21 protein-coding genes and 3 pseudogenes are annotated in these 24,151 nt (G+C 54.3%); 7 read left to right on the forward strand and 17 right to left on the reverse strand.

Features of this window, described 5'->3' with window-relative positions:
- Positions 1-387: 387 nt before the first annotated feature.
- Together FHW17_RS23475 and FHW17_RS23480 are read right to left on the reverse strand one after the other, a co-directional pair.
- A pseudogene (locus FHW17_RS23475) lies at positions 388-559 on the reverse strand (type II toxin-antitoxin system RelE/ParE family toxin); the annotation flags it as partial.
- A 352-nt stretch (positions 560-911) separates the two neighbouring features.
- Positions 912-1,808: a LysR family transcriptional regulator gene (locus FHW17_RS23480; protein ID WP_112526497.1), complete on the reverse strand. Its 897-nt coding sequence runs from the start codon at positions 1,806-1,808 to the stop codon at positions 912-914.
- A gap of 143 nt (positions 1,809-1,951) precedes the next feature.
- On the opposite strand from FHW17_RS23480, the gene FHW17_RS23485 reads away from it, so the two are divergent.
- Entirely contained in the window at positions 1,952-2,596 is a 645-nt protein-coding gene (locus FHW17_RS23485; protein WP_182510928.1) for a hydrolase, read from the forward strand.
- Between the two features lie 89 nt (positions 2,597-2,685).
- On the opposite strand, the pseudogene FHW17_RS23490 reads toward FHW17_RS23485, so the two are convergent.
- The 3 genes and pseudogenes from FHW17_RS23490 to FHW17_RS23500 all read right to left on the reverse strand — a co-directional run.
- Positions 2,686-3,075 (reverse strand): annotated as a pseudogene (locus FHW17_RS23490) (NAD(P)-binding domain-containing protein); the annotation flags it as partial.
- A 70-nt stretch (positions 3,076-3,145) separates the two neighbouring features.
- Positions 3,146-6,262, reverse strand: a complete 3,117-nt coding sequence (locus FHW17_RS23495; RefSeq protein WP_182510930.1) for an efflux RND transporter permease subunit — start codon at positions 6,260-6,262, stop codon at positions 3,146-3,148.
- Positions 6,262-7,371 carry an efflux RND transporter periplasmic adaptor subunit gene (locus tag FHW17_RS23500; RefSeq protein ID WP_182510931.1) on the reverse strand — a complete coding sequence of 370 codons (1,110 nt, stop codon included), beginning with the start codon at positions 7,369-7,371 and terminating at the stop codon, positions 6,262-6,264. Before FHW17_RS23500 ends, FHW17_RS23495 begins: the two co-directional genes overlap by 1 nt.
- A 98-nt stretch (positions 7,372-7,469) precedes the next feature.
- Between FHW17_RS23500 and FHW17_RS23505 the strand changes: the two genes are divergently transcribed.
- Entirely contained in the window at positions 7,470-8,054 is a 585-nt protein-coding gene (locus FHW17_RS23505; protein WP_182510932.1) for a TetR/AcrR family transcriptional regulator, read from the forward strand.
- On the opposite strand, the gene FHW17_RS23510 is transcribed toward FHW17_RS23505, so the two are convergent.
- The 5 genes from FHW17_RS23510 to FHW17_RS23530 form a co-directional block, all read right to left on the reverse strand.
- A complete protein-coding gene (locus tag FHW17_RS23510) occupies positions 8,023-8,208 on the reverse strand; it encodes a hypothetical protein (protein ID WP_182510933.1) in 186 nt (61 codons plus the stop codon). The genes FHW17_RS23505 and FHW17_RS23510 overlap by 32 nt on opposite strands.
- A 186-nt stretch (positions 8,209-8,394) precedes the next feature.
- A complete protein-coding gene (locus tag FHW17_RS23515) occupies positions 8,395-8,577 on the reverse strand; it encodes an epoxyqueuosine reductase QueH (protein WP_210276007.1) in 183 nt (60 codons plus the stop codon).
- A gap of 16 nt (positions 8,578-8,593) precedes the next feature.
- Positions 8,594-9,562 carry an alpha/beta hydrolase gene (locus FHW17_RS23520; RefSeq protein ID WP_246707005.1) on the reverse strand — a complete coding sequence of 323 codons (969 nt, stop codon included), beginning with the start codon at positions 9,560-9,562 and terminating at the stop codon, positions 8,594-8,596.
- Positions 9,563-9,705: 143 nt separating this feature from the next.
- Entirely contained in the window at positions 9,706-10,623 is a 918-nt protein-coding gene (locus tag FHW17_RS23525) for an MBL fold metallo-hydrolase (protein WP_112526483.1), read from the reverse strand.
- A 137-nt stretch (positions 10,624-10,760) separates the two neighbouring features.
- Positions 10,761-11,510 (reverse strand): SDR family oxidoreductase, encoded by a 750-nt coding sequence (locus FHW17_RS23530; RefSeq protein ID WP_113097243.1) that lies wholly within the window; start codon positions 11,508-11,510, stop codon positions 10,761-10,763.
- A 96-nt stretch (positions 11,511-11,606) separates the two neighbouring features.
- Between FHW17_RS23530 and FHW17_RS23535 the strand changes: the two genes are divergently transcribed.
- Entirely contained in the window at positions 11,607-12,500 is an 894-nt protein-coding gene (locus tag FHW17_RS23535; protein WP_112526479.1) for a LysR family transcriptional regulator, read from the forward strand.
- Positions 12,501-12,603: 103 nt separating this feature from the next.
- Here the strand turns inward: FHW17_RS23535 and FHW17_RS23540 are convergent, their stop codons facing one another.
- From FHW17_RS23540 to FHW17_RS23565, 6 genes are all read right to left on the reverse strand, one after another.
- Positions 12,604-13,374: an alpha/beta hydrolase gene (locus tag FHW17_RS23540; protein ID WP_112526477.1), complete on the reverse strand. Its 771-nt coding sequence runs from the start codon at positions 13,372-13,374 to the stop codon at positions 12,604-12,606.
- 19 nt (positions 13,375-13,393) lie between these two features.
- Entirely contained in the window at positions 13,394-14,143 is a 750-nt protein-coding gene (locus FHW17_RS23545) for an SDR family oxidoreductase (protein ID WP_112526475.1), read from the reverse strand.
- A 72-nt stretch (positions 14,144-14,215) separates the two neighbouring features.
- Positions 14,216-15,037, reverse strand: coding sequence for an alpha/beta hydrolase (locus FHW17_RS23550; RefSeq protein WP_112526473.1), 822 nt, complete (start codon positions 15,035-15,037; stop codon positions 14,216-14,218).
- 86 nt (positions 15,038-15,123) lie between these two features.
- Complete coding sequence (locus FHW17_RS23555) at positions 15,124-15,870, reverse strand: SDR family oxidoreductase (protein ID WP_182510940.1); 747 nt, start codon at positions 15,868-15,870, stop codon at positions 15,124-15,126.
- Between the two features lie 254 nt (positions 15,871-16,124).
- Positions 16,125-16,538 carry a cupin domain-containing protein gene (locus FHW17_RS23560; protein WP_112526469.1) on the reverse strand — a complete coding sequence of 138 codons (414 nt, stop codon included), beginning with the start codon at positions 16,536-16,538 and terminating at the stop codon, positions 16,125-16,127.
- 73 nt (positions 16,539-16,611) lie between these two features.
- Positions 16,612-17,376, reverse strand: a complete 765-nt coding sequence (locus FHW17_RS23565; RefSeq protein WP_113097246.1) for an SDR family oxidoreductase — start codon at positions 17,374-17,376, stop codon at positions 16,612-16,614.
- Between the two features lie 787 nt (positions 17,377-18,163).
- Here FHW17_RS23565 and FHW17_RS23570 point away from each other — a divergent pair.
- Genes FHW17_RS23570 through FHW17_RS23585 form a run of 4 tightly spaced genes read left to right on the forward strand, consistent with a single transcriptional unit; the run spans position 18,164 to position 23,301 of the window.
- Positions 18,164-21,577, forward strand: coding sequence for a PAS domain-containing protein (locus FHW17_RS23570; protein WP_113097247.1), 3,414 nt, complete (start codon positions 18,164-18,166; stop codon positions 21,575-21,577).
- On the forward strand, positions 21,574-22,215 hold the full coding sequence (locus FHW17_RS23575; protein WP_112526461.1) for a response regulator: 642 nt from the start codon (positions 21,574-21,576) through the stop codon (positions 22,213-22,215). The genes FHW17_RS23570 and FHW17_RS23575 overlap by 4 nt, the downstream gene beginning before the upstream one ends.
- A gap of 2 nt (positions 22,216-22,217) precedes the next feature.
- Entirely contained in the window at positions 22,218-22,595 is a 378-nt protein-coding gene (locus tag FHW17_RS23580) for a response regulator (RefSeq protein ID WP_112526459.1), read from the forward strand.
- A 1-nt stretch (position 22,596) separates the two neighbouring features.
- Positions 22,597-23,301 (forward strand): response regulator transcription factor, encoded by a 705-nt coding sequence (locus FHW17_RS23585; protein WP_112526457.1) that lies wholly within the window; start codon positions 22,597-22,599, stop codon positions 23,299-23,301.
- Positions 23,302-23,308: 7 nt separating this feature from the next.
- Here the strand turns inward: FHW17_RS23585 and FHW17_RS25300 are convergent.
- Positions 23,309-23,413: pseudogene (locus FHW17_RS25300) on the reverse strand (DDE-type integrase/transposase/recombinase); the annotation flags it as partial.
- Positions 23,414-24,151 lie beyond the last annotated feature (738 nt).

Here is a 24,151-nt window from a genome sequence, read left to right on the forward strand (position 1 = left end):
CAGCCAATCCAATGTGACCCACTCTGCTTTCAACGGAAGCATCAAACTAACAAACGTCGTTGCCTGTCAGTGCCGAATGTTAAGTCATACTATTCAAATGTTGTAAATCACGCCCAAATGTTCGCAGCTCTTACGGAATTTTGTGCGAAGTAGTCTCCAGTTGAACGCACGATTTAAAAACAACAGCCAAATCAGTCGGATAATGAAAAGCATTTCAAATTTTGATCTATTTTCAATGACTTGGTCACCAAACGACCACTCTCAGGGCGGCGCAAAAAAAGTGGGAATCTGAAAAACTAAGTAATTTTCTGGAATCGCGCTGAAGGAAGTTGGTAATTTTGATGGGCAGAAATTGACCTAACTTACAACGGATACTCTCCACTCACTTCAAGTTGCCTCGCGTGTGTGCCATATCCGCAAAATGTGAATGGTCCTATCTTGGATTTCATAACGCATCTCGTAACGGCCAATAAGTATCCTGCGTACCTCGCGGAGCTAAAATATCAAGTTCCTCCCCTGTGAGAGGGTGAACCAGTAATTGTCCCGATGCGGACGTGAGTAAAATTGCACCGTACGCGCTGCAGCTCCTTAATTCAGGCCGACAGAGCCTATTTGACAATCCATCCCCTTGATCGGTCCAATCGATTGGCTAGAGCGGCAGTGGGACATGCGCGGTAACGACTTTGGTTTCCGCGAGATATCTCCTTCTGATGGGATTTAATCACAGTGATTAATAATGATTATACGATGATTTTTGCCCCCTTGTGTTGATCGGCATCAGGTTGATCAGTTTCGGGAGGGAACGCGAGAGTTTGTCATCGGCGGCGGATCGGTAACGGGCTTGCTGAACTATCTGCTCGCAGACGCGCGATGGAATAAGAGCAAACTCTTCAACGTATCCGCGCCATAAGTCACTCGGAGGTGTTGTCCGCAACATGTGATGGGTTCCTGAAGCACTCGATCAGCATCTCGGTAAGCACTCGCATCTTGCGCGCTGGATGCTGACCCGGTGGGCGAACGACAAAGATGCCGAGCTCGGGTGCTGGAAAGCGTGCCATGACTGGAACGAGCGCCCCAGAAGCTAGATGTTCCGAGATCAGGTCTTCAGGCAGTCCTGCGATACCGATCCCGGCAAGTGCTGCAGAGACCAGAGCAACGCCATTGTCGGCCTTGAACCGCCCTTGCACTTTCATTGCGATGGGCGTGTCTCCATCCATCACCGGCCAGGTTTCATTTCCTTGCATCACAGCTTGGTGGGTGATGAATTCCTCCGGCGTCTCGGGTGCTCCGTGCCTTTCGATATATCCCGGGCTTGCGACATATTTTGCAGATATCGTCCCGACCCGCCTGGCGACCAGGCTCGAATCCGGAAGCGTGCCAACCCTTATAGCGCAGTCGAACCCTTCGGAGAGCAAATCGACGAACCGGTCAGTATAGCAGGCTTGAATCTGCAACGCCGTGTGACGGCGCGCCAACTCCGCGATCGCCGGTGCAAAATGTGTAGAACCGAACGAGTGCGGCGCTGCGATGCGCAGGCGGCCTCGCAACTCGCCCGCCGGCAGGATCGTTTCTCTGGCTATATCGATTTCGCCACATACACGCGCTGCATAGTCTCGAAACGTGATCCCGGCTTCGGTGAGCGCCGCTCCCCGCGTTGTGCGGGACAGAAGTTGGACACCCAAGTCCGCTTCAAGTCGTGCAAGCCGTCGACTGACGATCGATTTGGACACGCCCAGTCGTCGCGCGGCAGGCGAAACCCCACCCGCGTCGGCAACTTCGACGAACGTACGCAACTCTTCGATATCCATTCAGCGTTCCCCAATCTGCGACACAGCATGCCACAAGGCGACGCTACCGCATCGGAAACAGGAATGGCAATCCTCTGTCAGAGACGCCGCTTCGCAATTGTCTCAAACAACTCATTCAACTCAACGGCAGCAAAGGAATTATTATGACATTTCGCAACGGCCTCGATTCACTTCTTCGTCCCGAAGATTCGGTCCTCGTACTTATCGACCACCAGCCCTATCAACTTGCCAATCTGAACAGCCATGATCCGCAGATGGTCGTCAACAATACGACCGGCCTCGCCAAGGCGGCCAAGGTGTTCGGCGTCCCCACCATCCTGACCAGTGTGATCGCAGCGCGCGGCGGCCTCCTGTTCCCGTCGATTACCGAAGTGTTCCCGGCCCAGGAGGTGATCGACCGTACCTTCATCAACACCTGGGAGGACAAGAAGGTCGTGGACGCGGTCAAGGCGACAGGCCGTAAGCAACTGATCATCGCGGGCCTTTGGACCGAGATCTGCGTCGCGATGCCTGCGATTCAGGCACTGGGCGAAGGTTGGGACGTGACCGTCGTCACCGACGCGTCAGGCGGCACGTCACTTGAAGCACATCAGGTCGGCATCCAGCGGATGATCGCAGCCGGCGCGAACGTGATGACCTGGGTGGCGGTGGCCGCCGAGTGGCAACGCGATTGGGCTCGCGCCGAGTCCGCCGAGAAGTTGAACAAGGTCATCGGTCCGCACTCGGCCGGCAGCGGAATCGCCTATTTCTGGGAGCAGCAGCTTCTCAATACGCCAGTAGCTGGCTGATCCCGGCGGATGACGGGGACTGGCGCGATCGACTGCTATCGAAGCGGATCGCCTGTCGGGCTCCGTCACCGCCCTTCGCCGAGTTGTACGGCAAGTACGGCGTTCCATGCTTTGACGACGGAACGGCCGATCTGCTCGCTGACCCAAACGCTTTCCGGTTTGCCACTATCGACATCGGTTATCATGCCGTCACGAAACGGATGATAGTTGGAGGTATCAATGACGATAGTGGCTTCAGGCACGCTTTTGAAGAGCGGGGCCACGTCGGGATATCTGGCGAATGGGATTGAGAGAATGATTATCTCAACGTCTCGTACCGCCGCCTCTTTGGAAACAGCTTTGGCTCCTCTTTGGCGGGCGATATCGCGGATGGTCTCGGGTCCCTTCGAATTGGAAATTTTGACGCCATGGCCACTGGCTACGAGCTTTCTCGCCAGAGTAGCACCAATATTTCCAGCACCTATAATTCCAATTTTCATTACCTGTCTTTTCGTAGAATCCAAGGTTGTTCCGCCCGCAAATCCATCCCATAGAGCAGCAGCATTCTATCTATTCTGCGGCCCTTGGCGTGTTCATTGCACGCGGGTCTGCCAGTACAGCAGGCCTGGGCACCTCATCCGCGGTTGGCTTGATGCGGAACCACACTGCGTACAGAGCTGGAAGGAAGAGCAGGATCATGACGGTGCCTGCAGCCGTTCCGCCAATCAGCGTATAGGCCATCGATCCCCAGAATACTGAATGAGTCAAAGGAATGAAGGCAAGGATCGCAGCCAATGCTGTGAGGATGACAGGACGCGTCCGCTGCACCGTCGCTTCAATAACGGCGTGATAGTCATCAAGACCGGCAGCTTGATTTTCCTTGATTTGTTCTGTCAGGATCAACGTATTGCGCATAAGGATACCTGCCAATCCTATCAACCCGAGAATGGCGTTAAAGCCGAACGGTTGATTGAAGATAAGCAACGTCGGGACTACCCCGGCAAGTCCAAGTGGCGCAGTCAACATGACCATCGTCATCGTTGACAGGCTGCGAACTTGGAGGATGATGACGATCAACATCGCTGCAATCATGGCCGGGAATATCTTGACGAGTGCGACATTGGCCTTGAGGGATTCCTCGATGTTGCCGCCCATTTCGATGCGGTATCCGACAGGAAGCGAGGCAATCAGTGGCTGAAGCGCCTTCATGACCTGCTGTGAGATCTCTGGGGGTTGTGTCGCTTCGTTGATGTCTGAGCGTACCGTAATCACCGGCGTGCGATCGCGGCGTTTCAGGATTGGCTCTTCAAACCGGATCTCGGAATGGCCGATCTGATCAAGGGGGACCTGATGGCCATCCCTACTCATCAGCGAGAAATCGCCCAGCCTTGAAGGATCAAGCCGGTTGTCACCCGCGCTACGCGCGACAACAGGAACATTGCGGATGTTGTCACGCACTTGGGTGACTGGGATGCCACTGAGCAGCAACTGCGTTTGCCGGGCTGCCTCAGAGGGTGAGAGGCCGATCAGATTGAGCCGATCCTGATCGGGAACAAACCGCAACACCGGAGTTCGGTTGCCCCAATCCCGGTTGGGTTGTCGGACATCTGGAACACTTTTCATGACAGCAAGAGCCTGCTCGGAGATTTTGTAAAGTTCATCCGGATCTGGTCCCATGATCCGAAACTCGACCGGAAACGGCGTGTAGGGACCAAAGACAAGCTGTGTTACGCGCACAGATGCCTCAGGAACAAGCCCGTCCGAAACGGCGGCCCGCAGGCGATGCTTCAAAGCCTCGCGTGCGTGCGCATCCGGGGTGAGCACAACGACCTTGGCGAAGGCAGGGTCGGGCAATTCAGGTGCCATGGCAAAGAAGAAGCGTGGGGCGCCCTGCCCTACATAGCTGGTGACGATTTTTGCTTCCGGCTGAGCTTGCAGCCAGCCTTCGACTTTCTTCACTGCGGCTGTCGTGGTTTCGATGCTTGTGCCTTCGGGCATGCGAACTTCGACCAGCACCTCAGGCCGATCCGATGTCGGGAAGAACTGCTGTTTTACGCCTCCCATCCCGACGACTGAGACAGCCATCGCGATGCCAACCACTGCGCACGTCATGAATTTATGCCGAACCGCGAACTCGATAAGGGAGCGCAGGCGACGGTAGTTCGTCGTATCATAGATGGCATGATGTCCACCTTCGACTGCTTTGATGTCGGGCAGCATTTTGACGCCCAGATAGGGCGTGAAGATCACTGCAACAATCCATGATACGATCAGGGCAAAGCCCACGACCCAGAAGATGTTGCCGGCATATTCACCGGCCGTCGATCTTGCAAAGCCCACGGGCATCAGCCCGATGATTGTCACGAGTGTACCGGACAGCATAGGCGCCGCCGTATGGCTCCAGGCATAGGCGGCCGCCTTGATGCGGTCCATACCCTCCTCCATCTTCACCACCATCACCTCGATGGCGATAATGGCATCATCCACGAGGAGACCCAGCGCAAGGATCAACGCGCCGAGCGTGATACGATCGAAGAACCGGCCGGTTTCCAGCATGATGAGGAAGACGACGGCCAGCGTCAGCGGTACAGCAAGCGCGACAACGACACCGACGCGCCAACCAAGGGCAACCAGACTCACGAACAGTACTACGCCAAGCGCCATGGCGAACTTGAGCATGAATTCGCCAACCGCCTCTTCGATGTTAACGGCCTGATCGCTGACTTTGGTGAGCACCATGCCCAGCGGCAATGTCTGCGCGATTGCGGCGGATCGCGCTTCAAGCGCCTTGCCGAGATCAAGACCATTCCAGCCCTGCTGCATCACGGCACCCAGCATGATTGTCGGCTCGCCCTCATGGCGGATGACGTAGGTCGCCGGATCTTCATAGCCCCGTCGAATATCAGCCAGGTCGGAAAGTTTTAGGGTGCGTCCGGCCGCTGCGATCGGCGTATCGGCAATCGCCTGCGCGCTGTTGTAGGCTCCGTCGAAACGGATGAATACCTGTGGCCCACGCGTATCGATGGAGCCGGCAGGTGTGACGGTATTCTGTCTCTGCAAGGCCGCGGCGATATCGGTTGCCGATATTCCAAGCGTCGCCAGCTTGGCGTAGGAGAACTCAACGAAGATCTGTTCGGGGCGTTCCCCGAGGATGTTGATTTTCTTCACACCCGGAACATGCAGGAGATCCTGACGGATGACCTCCGCCTGTCGCACGAGGTCGCGCATCGGCATCCCTTTTGCCTTCAGTGCATAAAGTCCGAAGCTGACATCAGAATATTCATCGTTGACGAAGGGACCAATGACGCCGGGCGGAAGGTTTCGGGCTTCATCGCTAAGCTTCTTGCGAGCCTGATAGAACTCTTCTTCGACGGCGGCTGGCGGCATGCTATCTTTCAAAGTCACGGTGAGGAAGGCGTAGCCCGGCCGCGTTGTCGTTTCGACACGATCATACCAGGTGAGTTCCTGAATGCGCTTCTCAAGGGGTTCAGCGACAAGATCCTGCATTTCACGCGCAGTCGCACCTGGCCAGACTGAAGTGACCGTCAGGGTCTTGATAGTGAAGGAAGGATCTTCGGCGCGTCCCAGCTTGACGAAGGCATATACGCCTGCAGCCGCCAGCAGAACGATAAAGAATAAGGTAACTGCGCGTTCGCGAACGGCGATGGCTGAGAGATTGAAGCTCATTATTTTGTCACCTCTTGCTGTGAGGCAATTCTGACAGCTGCGCCATTTTCCAAGAGATGTGCGCCCAGGGCGACAACCTTCTCATCAATGCTGATACCGGTGATAAATGCCATTTCCTCACTGATCTGTTTAATTTCAACTGGTGTGAACTTCACGGTGGAAGCGGCGTCGACAACCCACACGCCTGTCCGGCTACCATCGTCCAGGATTGCGCCTACGGGAACAGCGACCTCCGACTGCCTGTGCGCGTCGAGGATTTTAATCGTCACCGTCGAACCGAGCGGAGCCGAGGCGGCAGCGCCGTCGAGAACATAGCGTGCCTCGTAAGTACGGGTTTGCGGATCGGCTGCATCGGAGATCTGTCTCAGCCTAGCCTTTCCGCTGAGGCCGTCGCCTCCATAGATACTTGCCTGCGCTTGGGATCCTATATCGGGGTGCAAAGTCTCAGGTAGCCAGACAACGGCTTCACGCGGACCAGCCTGCGCGAGTTGAATGACTGTCTGGCCCGCTGCCACAACCTGTCCCGGGTCTCCAAGCGTTGCGACGACTGTTCCATCCGAATCTGCAAGAAGAACCGTATAGGTGGCTGCGTTTTCTGCGACCTTGGCGTCGGCCTCAGCCGCGGCCAGCTGGGCGGAGGCTGTGTCGAGGGCGGCTTTCGCCTGTTCATATCGCTGTGGGGTGGCAGCCAATCCATTCTTCACCAGCGCCGCATAGCGTTTCTCATCTGCTTGTACCTGGATCAGGACAGCCTGCGCTGCAATGACCGCATTGCGCTTCGCTGTAAGCGCGAGCTGGAGATCGGTTTCATCGATGCGCATCAGGGCCTGGCCTTGTCTCACCTGCTGACCCACATCGACCATCCGCTGGACGATCTTACCTGGAACCCGGAACCCGAGGTTGCTCTGCACGCGCGAAGCGACGGTGCCGGTAAACGACCTCTCCGCTGTCTCGGTCTTCTTAGCCTCTGCAACGCTTACCAGCGGTGCAACCGTCCTCGGATCTGCGGCTTCGGCTCTCCGTTCGGTCGATTCGGAAACAAGGAAAATGCCGCCAGCCGCCGCCATCCCCAGGAGACCCACAAAAATCAGGACGTATTTGCGTTTCATTTTATATTCTCTACGTGACGAGTGATCTTCACAAATTAGATTGCGATCTAAATCTAATTATGTTATAGATGTCAAATGAAATCTAATCGGAGATCGACATGAGAGTGAGCCGCATACAGGCCGAGGAAAATCGGGAAACGGTAATCAACGTCGCGAGCCGTCTGTTTCGAGAACACGGCTTTGATGGGATTGGCCTGAAAGACCTGATGAAGGGTGCCGGTCTGACGCAAGGCGGGTTCTATAAACAGTTCTCGTCCAAGGACGACCTCGCCGCCCTCGCATCAAGGCGCGCGATGGAAAGCGCCACGCACAGATGGTCGGCCGCTGCAGCAACAAGCTCCGATCCCCTCGAAGCAGTCATAGAGTTCTACCTTTCCCTAGATCATCGCGGGGAAAAGGCAGACGGCTGCCCATTGGTGGCGTTGGGGGCCGACGCGGCGCGACAAAGTGAAGAGGTCAGGCGTCCATTTGAGGACGGTATCCGCGATCACTTTGGGGTACTGGATGAGCTAATGAACGATGCCAAGAGTTCCGATCCCAGCACCAAGGCAATGGCCGTACTGTCTCTGATGGTGGGCGCCGTCACACTTTCCCGCATCATGCGAGACGAGAATTTGTCGCAAGGTATCCTTGACGCAGCCGCTGGCGAGGTCAGGCGCATTGCGCGCGGCGCAGCTGGATGAACGAACTAATCGGCAGCGCAAGCACCGGACGAACCGGTGATTGAATACTGTCTTTATCCGTTCCTGTTTTTCGCAACACCAGACCTGCAGCCGACAGGCTGGCCAGAGCGCTCGAAACATCCGCGCAATGAATCTCGATGAGCGCGACCGACATGCTGATACCAGCCGTGGGCTTGAACGCGAGCTCGCCATTCCATCGGGCCTAAGTTCGCCAAGCAATCTTCGATACATACTTTGCAACCGGTTTCGATCCGAACGGTCCCTCGGTGGATAACGTGAGGGCCGTCGATCGACTAGATGAAATTAAGAATTCGCACCGCCACAGTAGCCGGGATAACCACTAATTCCTGTCGAAAAGTGCCTTGTCCTTGTCCGCACCAAAAAACTCAATCCCACGCTTATTGGCGAGCCGGGCATTTTCGTCCTTGCGCAAAAGATACTCGCACTCCGGATGAATGTCGGAGTTATAAACGAAAATTGTATAACCAATCCTGGAAGCATCGAAGAACTTGCAATTCTGCAATTGGATCTCACGAAGATCAATCGACGGAAGGCAGAAAATTCAAGAGTGCTTCCATAACCGCCGCTGGCTGCTCTTCCGGAACCCAGTGCCCCGAGCCCTCAACCACCGTTGATCTCACATTGTCAGCAACATGCTGAAGGTGACGTCCGTACATTGAGCCTAGCCCGCCGGCGCCGCTAATGCCCAGCACAGGCATGGTTAACTTGCGTTGTGAGAAGGTTTTGTTTGCTTCGACATCCCGGGGGAAAGCCCGATAATATTCGAACCCGGCGCGTAATGCTCCCGGCTGAGCATATGAACGGCCATATATTTCATCAGTTTCGTTGTCGAATGCGTGCGAGTTAACCCCTTCGGCGTTGTGGAACCATTTAAGATATTCCAACTCTCGACCGGCAATCAGCATCTCTGGCAAGTCGGGAACCGCGTGAAACCGAAAATGCCAAGTGCGTGGGCTCTCGACCAATTCGTTCCATGGTTCAATGCCTGGCAGTGGAACGTCAATTATAGTTAAGGTCGTAACTTCAGTGGGATGCTGAGCCGCATAAGCATATACAACCATGCCACCCATATCGTGGCCGACAAGATTGACAGTTGAACCGAGATTGAGCAGCTTGACGAGCTGATAAATGTCTCCTGCTATTGTTGCCTTCTCATAGCCGGTTGCGGGCTTGGCGGTGTCACCAAGGCCACGCAGGTCCGGTGCGAGCACTGTGTAGCCGCGAGCGACGAGTTGCGGCATGACGAAACGCCACATGAATGAAGTTGTGCCCCACCCGTGCAAGAGTACAACAGTCTGCGGCCCTCCCTTTGCAAGCAGGTAATGGTAAGTCACGCCATTAACATCTGCCTTTCCGTCGGAAATGCCCGCTAATGCTTCGCCAGGTGTTGCGAGGAATGATTGCGCTTGCTGAGCACTATCAGCAATAACAGGTCCGGAGAGCAGAGCAGCGGAAATAAAAACGAATGCTGCGGTTAAGCGCATCATGACACTCCATGGAGATTAGATTCGGGCAACATAAGGAGGACCCGAAGCAAGTTGATTCTATAAAATCGAAGTTTGAGAGGGTACTTCCACGATCAAGAATGGAGGTTGGGGTCGCGTTACCGCGACCCTAACCCACCAAGAGTTCAGTAATCCCAGAAGACCGGTACCCAGCGAAAGGCTTCGCCGGCGATCGCCACCCGACCGATTGAGGGGAACGGCAGGTGAGTGGCAACCAGCAACTCGCCGCTCGCTGCTAGCTCCCGCAAGAGACCGATCCGGACGCGAGCCGCTTCCTCTGGGTCATGTTCGAAGCCGTTGTGCCAATCCGGCTGGTCAAAACCAACTGGGAACACCGCGTCGCCAGCAAAGGTCAACCCTTCGCCTCCAGACGCCACGCGGATCACGCAGTGTCCGGGTGTATGCCCACCCGTACGACGGGCGAGCACCCCCGGCGCCACTACGTGCTCCTCATCGAACAGTCGTAACTGGCTGCGGTACTCGTTCAAGAACCGCTTGGAAGTCGCGCGAAGCGCATCCGGGAATCCTTGCGGCATGTTGGTGTGAGTGAAATCAGGCGCCTCCCAGAACTTGACCTCGGCGGCCGCCACGTGGATTCTCAGGTCGGGACGCAGCCGCTCCTTCACACCTTCAACGAGAAGCCCGCCGATGTGGTCCATGTGCAAGTGGGTAAGCACTATGTCGGTCACGGAGGCAAGATCAATTTCGGCGGCCTCCAGCCGCTTGATCAGTTGTCCAGCCCGTGGCAGGTGCAAGTCCGGGTCCAGACCCAGACCGGCGTCCAGGAGGATGGTCTGCTTGCCGCTACGCACCACCACTGCATTTAGTGGCCAGTCGAAAGCATCCGGCGGCAGGAACATGTCCTTCATCCAGTTTGCCCGGACTGCTGGGTCGGCATTGTGTCCCATCATCACCGTTGGGAGCGGTAGCACCCCATCGCTGACCACCAGTACTTCAATCTCGCCAATCTTTAGCGCATAGCGCGACGGAACCAATTCGTCGTGCCCAGGGCTACTGAGGTGTGAAGTGTTTTCCAAGTTCATGTTTGTCTCCTGCTGACTGACTGCCGCCTAAACACGGTATCGACAACGCTAAGTTGAGGAGTGTTTGCAGTCTATTGGGGTCGAGTGATAGGTCGAGCCATACTCCGGTATAGGTCAACTCATTCAGGTTGCAGGGCTCAGGTCAGAGCCATACCTCCATCGACGATGAGCTCGACCCCATTCACAAAGCTGCCGGATGCAGATGCCAGAAAAAGCGCGGCCTCGGCAACCTCTTCTGCCCTGCCCAGCCGGCCAGCAGGAATCATGCCGGCCATCATTTCAAGAAAGCGTGGCTGCTCAGTCTCGGCTACACCAAGTTTCGACAAAATAGGCGTCTCAATCGGTCCTGGGCTCAGAACATTGACGCGAATTCCCTGCGCCTTAAACTCAAGTGCCCAGTTGCGCGCAAACGCCGCTATAGCGGCTTTCGAACCCGCGTAGACCGCGTGGTTATCAAGCACTTTTGTTGCCGCCATCGAACTGGTCAGGATGATATTGCTCCCCGCCCCAAGCAATGGCGCTATCGCCTGAACACCGAAAAAGACCCCGCGTGTATTGATAGCGAAATGCCGATCATATTCTTCCACTGAAACTGCGTCTGTCGAGGTCAGATGAATGTAACCGGCATTTGCCATGTACACATCCAAGCGGCCGAATTTGCGTTGGACTTCATCTGCAACCGCATTGTGATGAGAAATGTCAGCGACATCACCGCAAATACCGATAGTGTTTGAGCCTATTTCTTTCACTACGGAATCCAGTGCATCCTGACGGCGGCCAGTGATGACAACCTGTGCTCCTTCCTTTGCAAAAAGCTGGGCAGCGGCCTTGCCGATACCGCTGTTGCCGCCTGTGATCACGACAACTTTGTCCGAGAGATTTCGCATTTTCAGTTCTCCTTGTTGATTGAAGCTGAAATAATCTCAAGATGCTTTCGCTATTAGCCGATGATAACGAACATGACATTTTCCCTGGAGGTATGAATGGCCACGCTGATTAACGAAGCGACCGGATTGCTATCGTTTGTTCGTACAGTGGAGGCGGGTTCCTTCACCGCAGCGGCGCGCGATCTCAAGACGACACCATCTGTGGTGTCAAAGGCTGTTGCCCGGCTTGAAAAACACGTTGGTGCCAGATTGTTCTTAAGGTCGACACGAGCATTGCAACTCACGCCAGACGGACAGGCTTTTTTTGAACGCGTTGCGCCTCTTCTGAAGGAAATCAACGCCTCCGCTGAAGTCCTGCAGGCTGCCACAGAACCAACGGGACGGTTGCGGGTGAGCTTACCAAGCGAGGTTGCTCATTTCCTGATGTCGTCGATCGTGACGGGATTTGCCAAACGTTATCCTCGGCTTCATCTGGATGTTGGTATTACCGACCGTTACGTCGATCTTGTGAGGGAGGACTACGATGTCGTCTTTCGGGTCGGCCACATGGCTGAGAGTGATCTCATGATACGGCGTCTGGCGGATATCGACATGGTGCTCGTGGCATCGCCCTCATGTATAGCTGAATGGGGAACACCGCGGACAATCCTGGATCTCGGCAAACTGCCATTTGCGCGATATGCAATCGCGGGCAGGCCTCATTCCATACTCTTCTCAAACGGAGAAAGCATCGTCACGCATGGGCGCATCGATTGCGACTCGGGTCACGCGCTGCGTGTTAGCGCTCTTGAAGGAATGGGCGTGGCGCATCTCATGCGGTTTGTCGTTGCTGATGATCTGCGCAAAGGTAGCTTGATCCAGCTTCTTGCTAGCGAGCCTTTGCCATCGCAGCCTTTTAGCGCAATCCATGCTTTCCGCAGCACGGTGCCCACTCGGGTTCGATTATTATGTGACTTCATTGCTGATGAAGCCAAAAGGTTCTCTGAATAACCAAATGAGCCTGTTGGCCCTTTTGGACAAGCGGCGTTTGTTCTTTGCCAAATTTGCTTCAGCCAGCCAGATGCAATAGTGACCAGCCAAAGCGTATTAATGCTTACTGCGCTGCATGTTCGATGAGCTTGGTTACAGCGTCTGGATGTGAAATCATTACAACGTGAGACCCACCTTTAATGACGATGGTTTCCTTTGAATTGGCGCGTTCCGCCATCCAGGCGATCGCTTTCGCTGGAATATTCTTGTCGGCATCACCATAAATGAAGAAGCTGGGAAGCTTCTTCCAAGCGGCGCTGGTTACAGGTTCATTCAAAGCAGCGTCGGTTACAGGGCGCTGAGTTGCCGCCATAAGACGAGTTTCAGCTTCAGGAACATCCGCCGCGAACTGATCGTGAAACTTGTCCCGTTGGATATAAAGATCTGCTGTACCACCTTCCAATTTGACGGCGGCGCCAAGCGCAGATCCCAGTGTACCGCCCGGGAACTTGCCGGACAGGCTCGCTGCCGTCTCACCCAAATCGGGCGCAAAAGCCGACACATAAACCAGCGACGTTACATTGACCGCAGTTTCTGCCGCTTGGCTGATGATGGTTCCGCCATATGAATGGCCCACAAGCACAACAGGCGTCTTCAACGAGGTGATGATATTTGTCACGTAAGCGGCATCAGTTTTAACGCTACGCAGTGGATTAGCCAGAGCGACGACCGGATAGCCATCTTTCTCGAGGCGGGTTATCACGCCATTCCAACTGGACGCATCAGCAAATGCACCATGCACGAGAACAATGGTCGGCTTACTTTCCGTAGCGAACGCGGAAGACGTGAAAGTCAATCCAAGAGCAATCAGGTTAGACAGAAGAGAGATTTTCATAGGTCAGTTCTTTCCGTGATCAGTGGGAGGATTTCTGCAGCCATTGCTGCAGAGTGGTCGGCTGCAGTCTTGCGCCCCGTCCGGGAACCAGAGAAAATTCATCGATCGACACCCCGAAATATGGTGCATTTGGATCGGTCACGATCGATCGGGTATCGCCAGTTGTGCGAAGGTAAGATTCAACAATACCAATGAGCGTGCCGCGATCTGGACCGGCTATTTCTACAGTACCATTTACAGGTTCGCCAAGAACGACCTCTTCCAAAGCGGCGGCCACATCCCCTGCTGCGATTGGCTGGAAAGCCGCCGCTGGCAAGCGGATCGCGTTTTCGACAAAACTAAAAGATACAATTGAGTCGAGAAACTCGAAAAACTGGGTTGCCCGAACGATCGTGTAGGGAACACCGGAGGATTTAATGAGAGTTTCCTGAACAAGCTTGGCTCGAAAGTATCCGCTCTCCTGCAGGCCGTCTGTGCCCACGACCGACAGTGCTATGTGGTGATGAATGCCTTCCGCTATCTCAATCGCCGCTATATTTCGGGCCGAGTTCTGGAAGAATTCCATTGCCGCCTGATCTTCGAAGGAGGGAGCGTTGGAGACGTCAATAACAACGTTCGCGCCCTTTAACGCCTCGTCCAACCCTTCGCCCGTTACCGCATTGACGCCGGTTCGCGGTGAGGCAGCGATGACGTCATGGCCACGATCCTTCAACCTGCCAACAAGTTTTGCACCGATGAGGCCATTGCCTCCAATGACAACGATTTTCATTTTCTTTGTTCCTTTGTTTGGCGAGCTGGACGGCCGAGTCCAGAGACCCGGCGGCCGATCAGCCATCCGGGCTTAACTTTTGATAAAGTCGAGGAGATCGGCATTGACGATGTCCGCCTGAGTCGTACACATGCCATGCGGGTAGTTTTCATAGATCTTCAGCGAGCCGTTCTTGAGCAGCTTGATGGACAGAAGCGCAGAATCGGCAATTGGCACGATCTGGTCGTCGTCCCCATGCATCACAAGCGTTGGCACATCAATGCGCTTCAGGTCTTCCGTAAAATCTGTTTCCGAGAAGGCTTTGATACAGTCATACTGTGCCTTGGCGCCGCCCATCATACTTTGCCGCCACCAGTTCACGCGCACGGCCTCGGATACCGCCGCTCCTTTGCGGTTGAAACCATAGAATGGAATAGGAAAGTTCCAGTAGAATTCCGAGCGGTTGGCTGCCAATTGGGAGCGCAAGCTATCCAGAACTTCGATTGGCAGACCAGCGGGGTTCGCAGCGGTTTTTACCATGATCGGAGGCACGGCGCCTATCAAAACTAATTTTGCTACACGGTCCCTGCCATATTGTGCGACATAGCGAGCAGCTTCACCACCACCGGTCGAATGACCAATGTGAATTGCATTGCGCAAGTCAAGCGCCCCAGCGAGCTCCGCAAAATCCGCAGCATAGGTATCCATATCGTGTCCGGTTGCGGTTTGGCTGGATCGTCCGTGGCCACGCCGATCATGTGCAATTACGCGATAACCTTTGCCTAAAAAATAGAGCATTTGCGCATCCCAATCGTCACTTGAGAGTGGCCACCCGTGATGGAAGACGATCGGTTGCCCCGATCCCCAATCCTTGTAAGAGATATCCGTGCCGTCTTTGGTTTTCAGGAGACCCATGTCGTGCGTCCTTTCACGTTGATTGTTGGAAAACGGTTGAAGAAGAAGACTGCTCAATGCCAGAGCAACAAAAGCTGAGGTGCCGTCTAATTGGCCATGGAGCGATACAACCAGTCGACGTAGTGCATCGACGCTAAACGCGCCCCTTTTAGCGGGAGCAACGTGTCATCGTTCAGCTTCACGCCATAGTAAGTCGCTCTATCGTCGCTAATCACTTGACGTGTATCTTCATTGATTGCGAGATTTGTAAGTGCGATTTCATCGAGCCCAAATTGTTCTGGCCCGCCGATCTCCACGGTGGAATTCTTCGGCGTTCCGATCGCCAATTCGGCCAAAATTTCGACCACATCCGCAGCTGCAATGGGCCGGACAGATGCAGAGGGCAATGTCAGAACATCTCCATCGGCACCCTGGTCAATTATGCCGCTGATAAACTCAAAAAATTGCGTGGAATGCAGGAGCGTGTAGGGCCTCCTTGCAGCTCTGATAAGGTTTTCCTGTACCATTTTCGCGCGAAAATAATCGCTCTCGACGAGGCGAGGTGTTCCCACCACAGAAAGCGCGAGATAATGATCAGCACTGACAGACGCGGCCAGCAAATTCTCGGTGGATACTTTGAAAAAGTCCAATGCGGAACTGTCGCCGAATGATGCGGAGTTCGTAACATCAATGACAATATCAGCACCAGCCATCGCTACATTGAGGCCGTCACCTGTGATGGTATTAATTCCAAACGAACGCGAAGCTTGGATCACTTCCAAACCCAGCTGACGAAGCTTTCCAACGAGCAGCGCTCCAATAAGTCCGCTTGCTCCCACAACTGTGACTTTCATCATTTGCTCCCTTTTCGATTGAATTTGGCCTCACCCGCCTCGCGAAAATGACAGATGCGGTATTCAGGCGCTGTCAAACACCCGGAATACGGTCTCCGTTCATTTCAACACCTCAACTCGCGCGATGAAGAAAGATGGTTGGCCAAGTCTGGACGTGCCTTCGGAACCGCCGTCAGATTCTATTGATTCAGCAAGGAAGAGCGGGCCATCAGGATCGTCACAGCGATTGTTGAGGACTGCAGCTCGCGTCTCTATTAGCGATAAGGCAGTACGAGGTCTTGCTCCTTCGTATCGACGACAAATACCGCCAATAGTCTTGCAGGCTTGGATTGGCTTGCATTTTCGCTGAGACCATGGCGATCACCGGGATTTTCGGCAAAACTTTCTCCGGCGCTGTAGACCTTGACGGGTCCATCATTAACCTGACTTTTTATGGCACCTTCCAGAACGGTCGCATAAATGAATGCCGAATTGGGATGCGTGTGAGCTACGGATGTGCCGCCCGGTCCATACTCGACCAAGACACCCTTCATGCTCATTCCGGGAGCATTGGGTAGTTCATGATCAAACACGAGCGTCACTTTCGACTCCTTGTCAGCATCGCCAGCAAAGGTCGTTGCATTGGCGGCGATCATGACAGCAGCCGAAATCAGGATGGTCCGGAACATTTTATTTATCCTCGAATTGGTTGGTAGCTGAGAGATGTTTATTGACCCATCCCCATCTGCTTTCTCGCGGTATTTATTGCGCTGGTTCAGTGTGCTGGGATTGATGTAACCAGTCCTGAAATCCAATCTTGCCGAGACGCGCGCCCTCACCGGGCACCAGCGATTTATCATTCAGTTCTGCACCGAAATAACGTGCATGAATATCGGCTTCGATCGTGCGTGGATCGTTGCTGTTCTTCAAGAAACGGCCGACGAGATCACTCAGGCGGATACGATCGGGACCGGCAATCTCTAGGGTTCCATTGAGGGGCCTACCGAGCGCGATATCCGCCATTGCATCGGCAACATCATCCGCTGCGATCGGCTGGACGTAAGCTGGCGAGATATGAACAATGGTGCCAATGGTCGATGAATCCGAGATTCCCTTCAGAAATTCCATAAACTGAGTGGAATGGACAATGGTATAGGGAATTGGCGAGGCCTTGATGATTTTTTCTTGAGCAAGCTTACCCCGGAAATAACCGCTTTCCTGAAGACGTTCAGTACCGACGACGGAGAGTGCGATGTGGTGCTTCACACCAGCCATTGCTTCGGCAGCAAGCAGGTTGCGTCCTGCGATTTCAAAAAACTCAAGAACAGCAGCATCTTCAAAAGACGGCGAGTTGGCGAGGTCAAGTACTACATCGGCCCCCGCAAGCGCTTCTGATAGGCCTTCGCCGGTGAAGGTATTGACACCGGAGTTTGGCGAGGAGGCCAGTACTTCATGACCCTTGTTGCGCAGACGCGTGACAGTCTTAGAACCGATAAGGCCGGTCCCACCTATAACAACAATTTTCATAATATGGCTCCCAAATTCGACCCAGTCGGGCCAGTGACTTAAATTTCCAACTGTCTAAAGTTGGTCGCACGAATGTTGGCGGCTTGGACAAGTCGAGCGTGTATTGCGCTTATCGCCTTTGGCTAAGCGCAGACCTGTCGAGGCCGAACTTTGCCTGCATGGCGTGTATATCGAGGCAAAACGTACAGCCGTTCGGCTGAGCGGTAGGAACGACCCCGAGATTGCGGATCGGCTCTTCGATCATACTCTCACGGGCTCCGACAGAAATTCGGGGAATTTACTGAGAAGCTCTGGTGACTGTTCTGCATAGTTGATGCGCTGAGCCATTATCATCTCTCATTGTTGTGAATCTTTCAGATCTTTCGATCGCTTCCAACAGTGACCGGAGAGAGAAAATCATACTATTGTGCAGAGGGCATAACGCACTAGTCATCAGGTTTAGTCGACCCATGCTGAAGTCTAGGGTACGAGACATTTGGTCCAGTGGTTTGCCGCGGTGGTGCTTGCCGCATTAATCTTGGCACAGGTAGCGAGACTTCCGCCACAAGATCATGGCGAGGATGCAACGAATGCGTTAGCCTGCCAGTACTGCAACGTCGCACTTGGTCTGGGCAAATTATCCCGAAGGCTTGGTTAGGATTCATCCCGTCTCATGGATTTCCATAGGGTGCGGTTGACGCAAGGCGGGACTAGGATAGGACAGTTAGTTCGCCAGCCAGATATAAGGATACGTATTGCACCAAGCGCAGGCAGTTCGCAGGATTTCCTCGTCCGGCAGGAGAAAGCAATGACGATAGCGTTCAACTCACCCGACGAAAGTGAATCCGAAGCACTACAAGCGGCGCGGATCATCGAAAACGTGGTCGGTAACGCATGGGCAACCGACGCCGCGGGCAAATTCATTTATATGAGTCCAGCAGCGCTGCTTGTCCTCGGTGTGACGTTGGAGGAACTCAGGTCTCCTACCGAACAAAGTGTTTCTCTTTGGAAGCGGATAATCCATCCAGATGATTATGGCAGCACCATCGCCACATGGCATCGATGCTTACAGTCTGGTGAACATTACAATGTTGAGCACCGGGTGTTACGCGCGAGTGGTGCTTACGGGTGGAGCCGAAGCTCGGGGCAACCGTTGCGCGATCACCACGGCCAAGTCATTGCATGGTATGGCACGGTGATTGACGGTGATATTTCGTCCACCGCTAAAGAGCGATTTGCTGATGTGACAAGTGCTGCTCTCAAAGAAAAAGCAGCTCCAGATGTTCCGCATTCACTTATCCTTATCCATCCGGATGACCGCACAACTGCAGCCCATGCAGACGCGCGTGCCTTCTGGACGGGCGTCCCTCAAATCACGAGACATCGACAACTCGACGCCGAAGGCAGTTATCGGTGGACCGAGACCCGTTCGGAGCCCGGGTATAGTGTAAGTGTCGACATCGACGATCTGGCGACAGATAGAGAGCCGCTGGTTACGACGGTACCAGACCTTGTGGACGAAAGCGAAGAAGGGCCAATTCGGTCGGCAAGCGTCGTTGAGAGTATTTTTGGCAATGGCTGGGCATTCGATGCGACCGGTAGGTGGATATATCTACATCCGTTTGCACAGAATTCCCTTGGAGTGACACTCGACGATCTGAACGCCTCGTTGAAGGATGGGCATACGGCCTGGAAGCGTTTGCTTCATCCTGATGATTACGACCAAATCGCCGCCACATGGCGTCATTGCCTGGAGACCGGTGATCATTTCAACGTGGAGTTTCGTTTCCGGCGCGCGAGTGGCAACTATGTCTGGGCTCGAACCGCGGCGCGGCCATCGCGCGACAAAAAAGGCCGTATCACGGGATGGTACGGCATAGCCCTTGATAATGATGTTTACAAGAAAACCGTAGCGGCGCTGCGTGGCCGCGAGCGGGAGCTTTCCCAGCTCGTCGATATGGTCCCGGTTCAGATTAGACGTTTGACCCCGGAAGGGGAGCCGACCTACTTTAACAAACGCTTGCTCGATTTCTTTGGTTTGAACGACGTCGCACAATTGGGTGGGGCAGGAACGAGCCGCTTGGCGTCGGCAATGCAGACCCTTGTTCATCCCGAAGACTCAGATCTTCTCACAAAGGCGATCCGCCATTCGCTGGCCAGCGGCGAGCCTTACTCCATGAAGTATCGAATGCGTCGTGCGGATGGTGCGTACCGCTGGGTTGATGGACGCGGGGAGCCGCTTCGAGATCAAAGCGGAGCGATCATTCAATGGTATGCAATCTCCATCGACATAGATGATGAGATGCGTGCACAGGAAGCACTGCACGACCGGGAACGGGAACTCTCACAACTTGTGGACATGGTTCCGAGCTTACTCTGGCGATTAAACCCGATAGGCGAACCGACCTTCTTCAACAAGCGCCTGATACGTTTTCTCGGCGTCGACGCCGCGTATAGAGACAAGCCATATGCGAGCCAGTTGGCCGCCATCCTGAAGGCCGCAATCCATCCTGAAGACGCAGCCGGCCTTTTGGAAAAACTCAACCGATCCCTTGCCACCGGCGAACGGTTCTTCAAGAGGTTTCGTCTACGCCGCGCCGATGGCGTTTACCGTTGGGTCGAAGGCAGTGCAGAACCATTGCGCGATGAGAGCGGTCGCATCCTTCAGTGGTACGGCCTTTCGCATGACATTGAAGACCAATTGCAGGCCGAAGAAGAGCTTCGGAGCAGCAAGCAGCAGCTGGAACAGATGATCGACGCCGTTCCTTTCAATGTTCTGAGCTTCGCACCTTCTGGCAGGATGACCTATGCCAGCCAACGATATCAAGATCAGGTCGGATCGCCGGCGGAGCAGATCCAGGACTTCGACGCGTTGGCCCGAGACGTGGCACATCCTGAAGACTTTCCAACAATGTTCAGAAGAGCGAAGAATGGCTTTGCAACCGGCCAGCCTTTCGTGAACCGTTTTCGCCGGCGCTTGAAGGATGGCAGTTATCGCTGGATAGAAGCGCGAGCGCAACCACTGCGCGATGTGGATGGCTCGATCGTGCAATGGTACATTGCTTCAATCGACATAGAAGACGAGATGCAGGCGCAGGAAGCGTTGCGAGAAAGAGAACGTTTTCTCTGGCAACTCGTGGAAACGCTGCCGGCAATGATTGATTGCGCGGCGCCAAATGGCGAGCCAGTCTATCGTAGTCAGCAGCTCCGTGAATTCCTCGGCTATGAGCTTGAAGAGCTTGACGGTGCGATAAAGTCACGGCTGGACGGTACACTTGACGCCGGTGTCCATCCGGACGATCTCGCCGGGGTCAAGGAACAGTACGCCCAATGCCTGTCGACCGGCGAGCCTTACGCACGCAGGCACCGTCTGCGGCGCTTCGATGGCGAATATCGTTGGGTCGAGACACGTGCAGCTCCCATGCGCGACTCTGAGGGCAACATTGTGCAATGGAATGTCATTTGCCTGGATATTGATGGCGAGGTTCGCGCGCAGGGAGAATTGCGTTTGGCGCAAGAGAGTTTGGCGCGCGCAAGCCAGGCGGCCAGCCTTGCCGAGCTCTCTGCTTCGATCGCACATGAGGTGAACCAGCCACTGGCGGCCGTCGTGGCAAACTCGCATGCCTGCCAGCGCTGGCTTACTGCTGAGCCACCAAATCTCGAGCGCGCGAATAAAACGGTCGAGCGCATTATTCGCGACGCCAACTCGGCTGCCGACGTCGTGAGCCGCATCCGCGCCTTGTTCAAGCAATCTGTGGAGACGAGGACCATTACAATGCTCGACGGCGTCGTTGCCGAAGCACGTGAACTCTTGACCGAAGAGGCTGTCCGGCGTCGCATCCGCGTCAATGTCGATGTTGAAAGGAATCTTCCGCCTGTTGCAATTGATCGCATTCAAATACAGCAAGTGTTGATCAACCTGATGCGCAACGGCATGGACGCGATGGATTCTGCCGCGGGCGACCGTGTTCTTAGGATGCGGGTACGATACTTAGGTGACGTAGTTCGAACGGAAATTAGCGATTACGGACCGGGTATCGCGTTTCCCGATAGGATATTCGAGCCGTTCTTCACCACGAAAGACCAAGGCATGGGCATGGGGCTCTCGATCTGCCGTTCGATCATAGAATCCCATGGTGGACGGTTGTGGGAGGAAAACAATGAACCGCATGGAGCCACGTTTATCTTCACGTTGCCGATCGAAATGAAGGCGGCACCATGACGATGGAAGAACATATTGTCTTCATTGTTGATGATGACCAGAGCATTCAAGAAGCGTTGTGCGAGCTGCTGGCCTCACACGGCATGCGCGCCAAGGCGTTCGGATCGGCGGGCGAGTATATCAATGCAGAAAAACCCGATATCTCAGCCTGTCTCATCCTCGATGTCCAACTACCAGACATCAATGGTCTCGAGTTGCAGACGCAGATCGGGACCCATGACCACCCGCCGATCGTGTTCATAACAGGGCATGGCGATATACCGTCATCCGTTCAAGCCATCAAACACGGCGCTGTGGACTTTCTGACCAAACCCTTCAGCGATGCGGACCTCATGTTGGCAATCCACGCGGCAATCGCACGGGATCGGCAAAAAAGATCGGAACGCTCTGAACTCGGCGAATTGAGACAACGTTACGTCGAACTGACGCCGCGAGAGCGCGAGGTGTTGCCTCTTGTCGTGAGCGGTCTTCTCAATAAGCAAGCTGCCGCTGAACTGGGGATCAGCGAAGTTACACTGCAAATCCACAGGCGAAACGTAATGCAGAAGATGGCAGCGGCGTCGCTCGCCGATCTGGTGCGCATTGCAGAAAGATTAGAAATACCGATTACCCACTCGCGCCGAGGGGGAGGAAATTGAAGATGAATATTACAAGACATGTCGTGGCAATCGTTGATGATGATCCGAGGTTGCTTGAATCGGTGGGCGATCTTCTGGAATCCGCGGGCTACGCATCTTGCTGTTTTCCATCGGCAGAATCTCTGCTCGTCAACGGTCTATCGGATATAGATGTGCTTATCACAGACATCGGCATGCCTGGCATCGATGGCTTTGAACTTCGTGAACTGGTGAGGAAGTTACGTCCGGATCTGCCGGTATTCCTGATCACGGGCCGCCACGAGATAGCAGACCAAGGACGCGCTCAAGGCTTTAGCGGATGTTTCCGCAAACCCTTCGATGCTCAAGCCCTGCTCGCTGCTATTGCTGATGCTTTACGCAATCAAGAGATGGAGGGGTAACATGAGAGTCGACCAACCGTTGCTGCAGAAATCGACACCGCCATTACCGCAGCGGAAAACTGAAGAGGATCAGCCGCTCGTCATGATTGTGGATGATGACGCTTCCGTTCGGGAGGCTCTGTCAGAGCTGATCCTTTCGGCCGGTTTCCAGCCTGTCAGCTTTGCGTCGACCCGCGAGTTGCTCGACGCCAATATCCTGCAAAGTCCAGGCTGCTTGATCCTCGATGTGCGTATGCCGGGTACAAGTGGACTCCATCTGCAACGTCATCTGGCGAAAAACGGCAATCCCAAACCGATTATCTTTCTGACCGGTCATGGCGATATCCCGATGACGGTTCAGGCAATGAAGGCAGGCGCTGTGGACTTTCTTACCAAACCGGTACGAGACCAAACGTTGCTCGATGCTGTGCTTGCGGGGATAGCAATGGATGCCGAACGACGGGCTGAGGCATTGATCGCCAACCGCAATATCGAACATCTCGAAACACTAACACAGCGCGAGCGTGAAGTACTGCATGAAGTAGCACGCGGACGCCTCAACAAGCAGATCGCATTCGATCTCGGTATCAGCGAAGTGACAGTCAAGCTGCACCGCAGCAACGTCATGCGCAAGATGGAGGCTGCTTCAATAGGAGAATTGATCCGCGCATGGGAAACCCTGCCTGCGGCAATGCGCGAAGCAGGCGGTGCCAGGACTCTGGCATGACCCGCTCTCTCAGACTCTTGAAGCCAAGAATTGAACGTGCCCTCCGTTTAATGCGTCTGTGATCCTGCTCGATATTGTTGTTCATATATTTGCTAGATCGGATTGCAATCGATGTTCCGGCGGTTGGATCCTATTCCTGGAGACTGTTTTCGGCGTCACATTGAACGATTGCCGTTCGATTGGTTTGACTACCGTCAATAGGAATACTTCAGGTCCGCCATGATAGTAGCATCGCACGCTACACCATGCCCGGTCTCATGAAGACCGACAGAAAGGCAAGACTATCCCTCTATCATTATCTGAGTAACTGGCGTCAAATCGATTCCGCCTTTGGCCAATCTCGTTGCAGCAGGGGCTCGAACCGAGCCGACATCGTCTTAGCCTATTCTCAAACGCCATCACTACCTAATTTGTCCTACTTATCGCACATTGGCCGCTTAACTTTACTCTTCTCAATAGCAGATCATTGTTGTTTTTATTGTGTTATTTCACTTATTCCGCAATTATCGCAATGATAATTTCCTTGCTGTGGACTGACATACTCTCTCCTCATTAGTTACTCCCGTTGCTACGCTGTCTTATAAAGCTTATTTCGCTCTGTGGCTGCACTGAAGGTCGATTGGTTTGATTTTCCTGCATCTGCTCGGCGCTACAGCACTGCTTTTATTGGGTTTTCCCCGGCTCTCCCGTCCACTCCACGTTAACACCTCATCGGCTCGCTCACCCTGCTTCCGCCTTAACGGCGTTTACAACCATTCATTTTCTGACAACTTTCTAGTTTGTACAAAATAGCAAAATTCGGGTTGGTATTGCCAATATTCCGGCGATTGGAATACGGGATCGGTCGTGG

It is taken from the genome of Phyllobacterium sp. P30BS-XVII (assembly GCF_014138335.1).
Classification (GTDB): Bacteria; Pseudomonadota; Alphaproteobacteria; order Rhizobiales; family Rhizobiaceae; genus Phyllobacterium; species Phyllobacterium meliloti.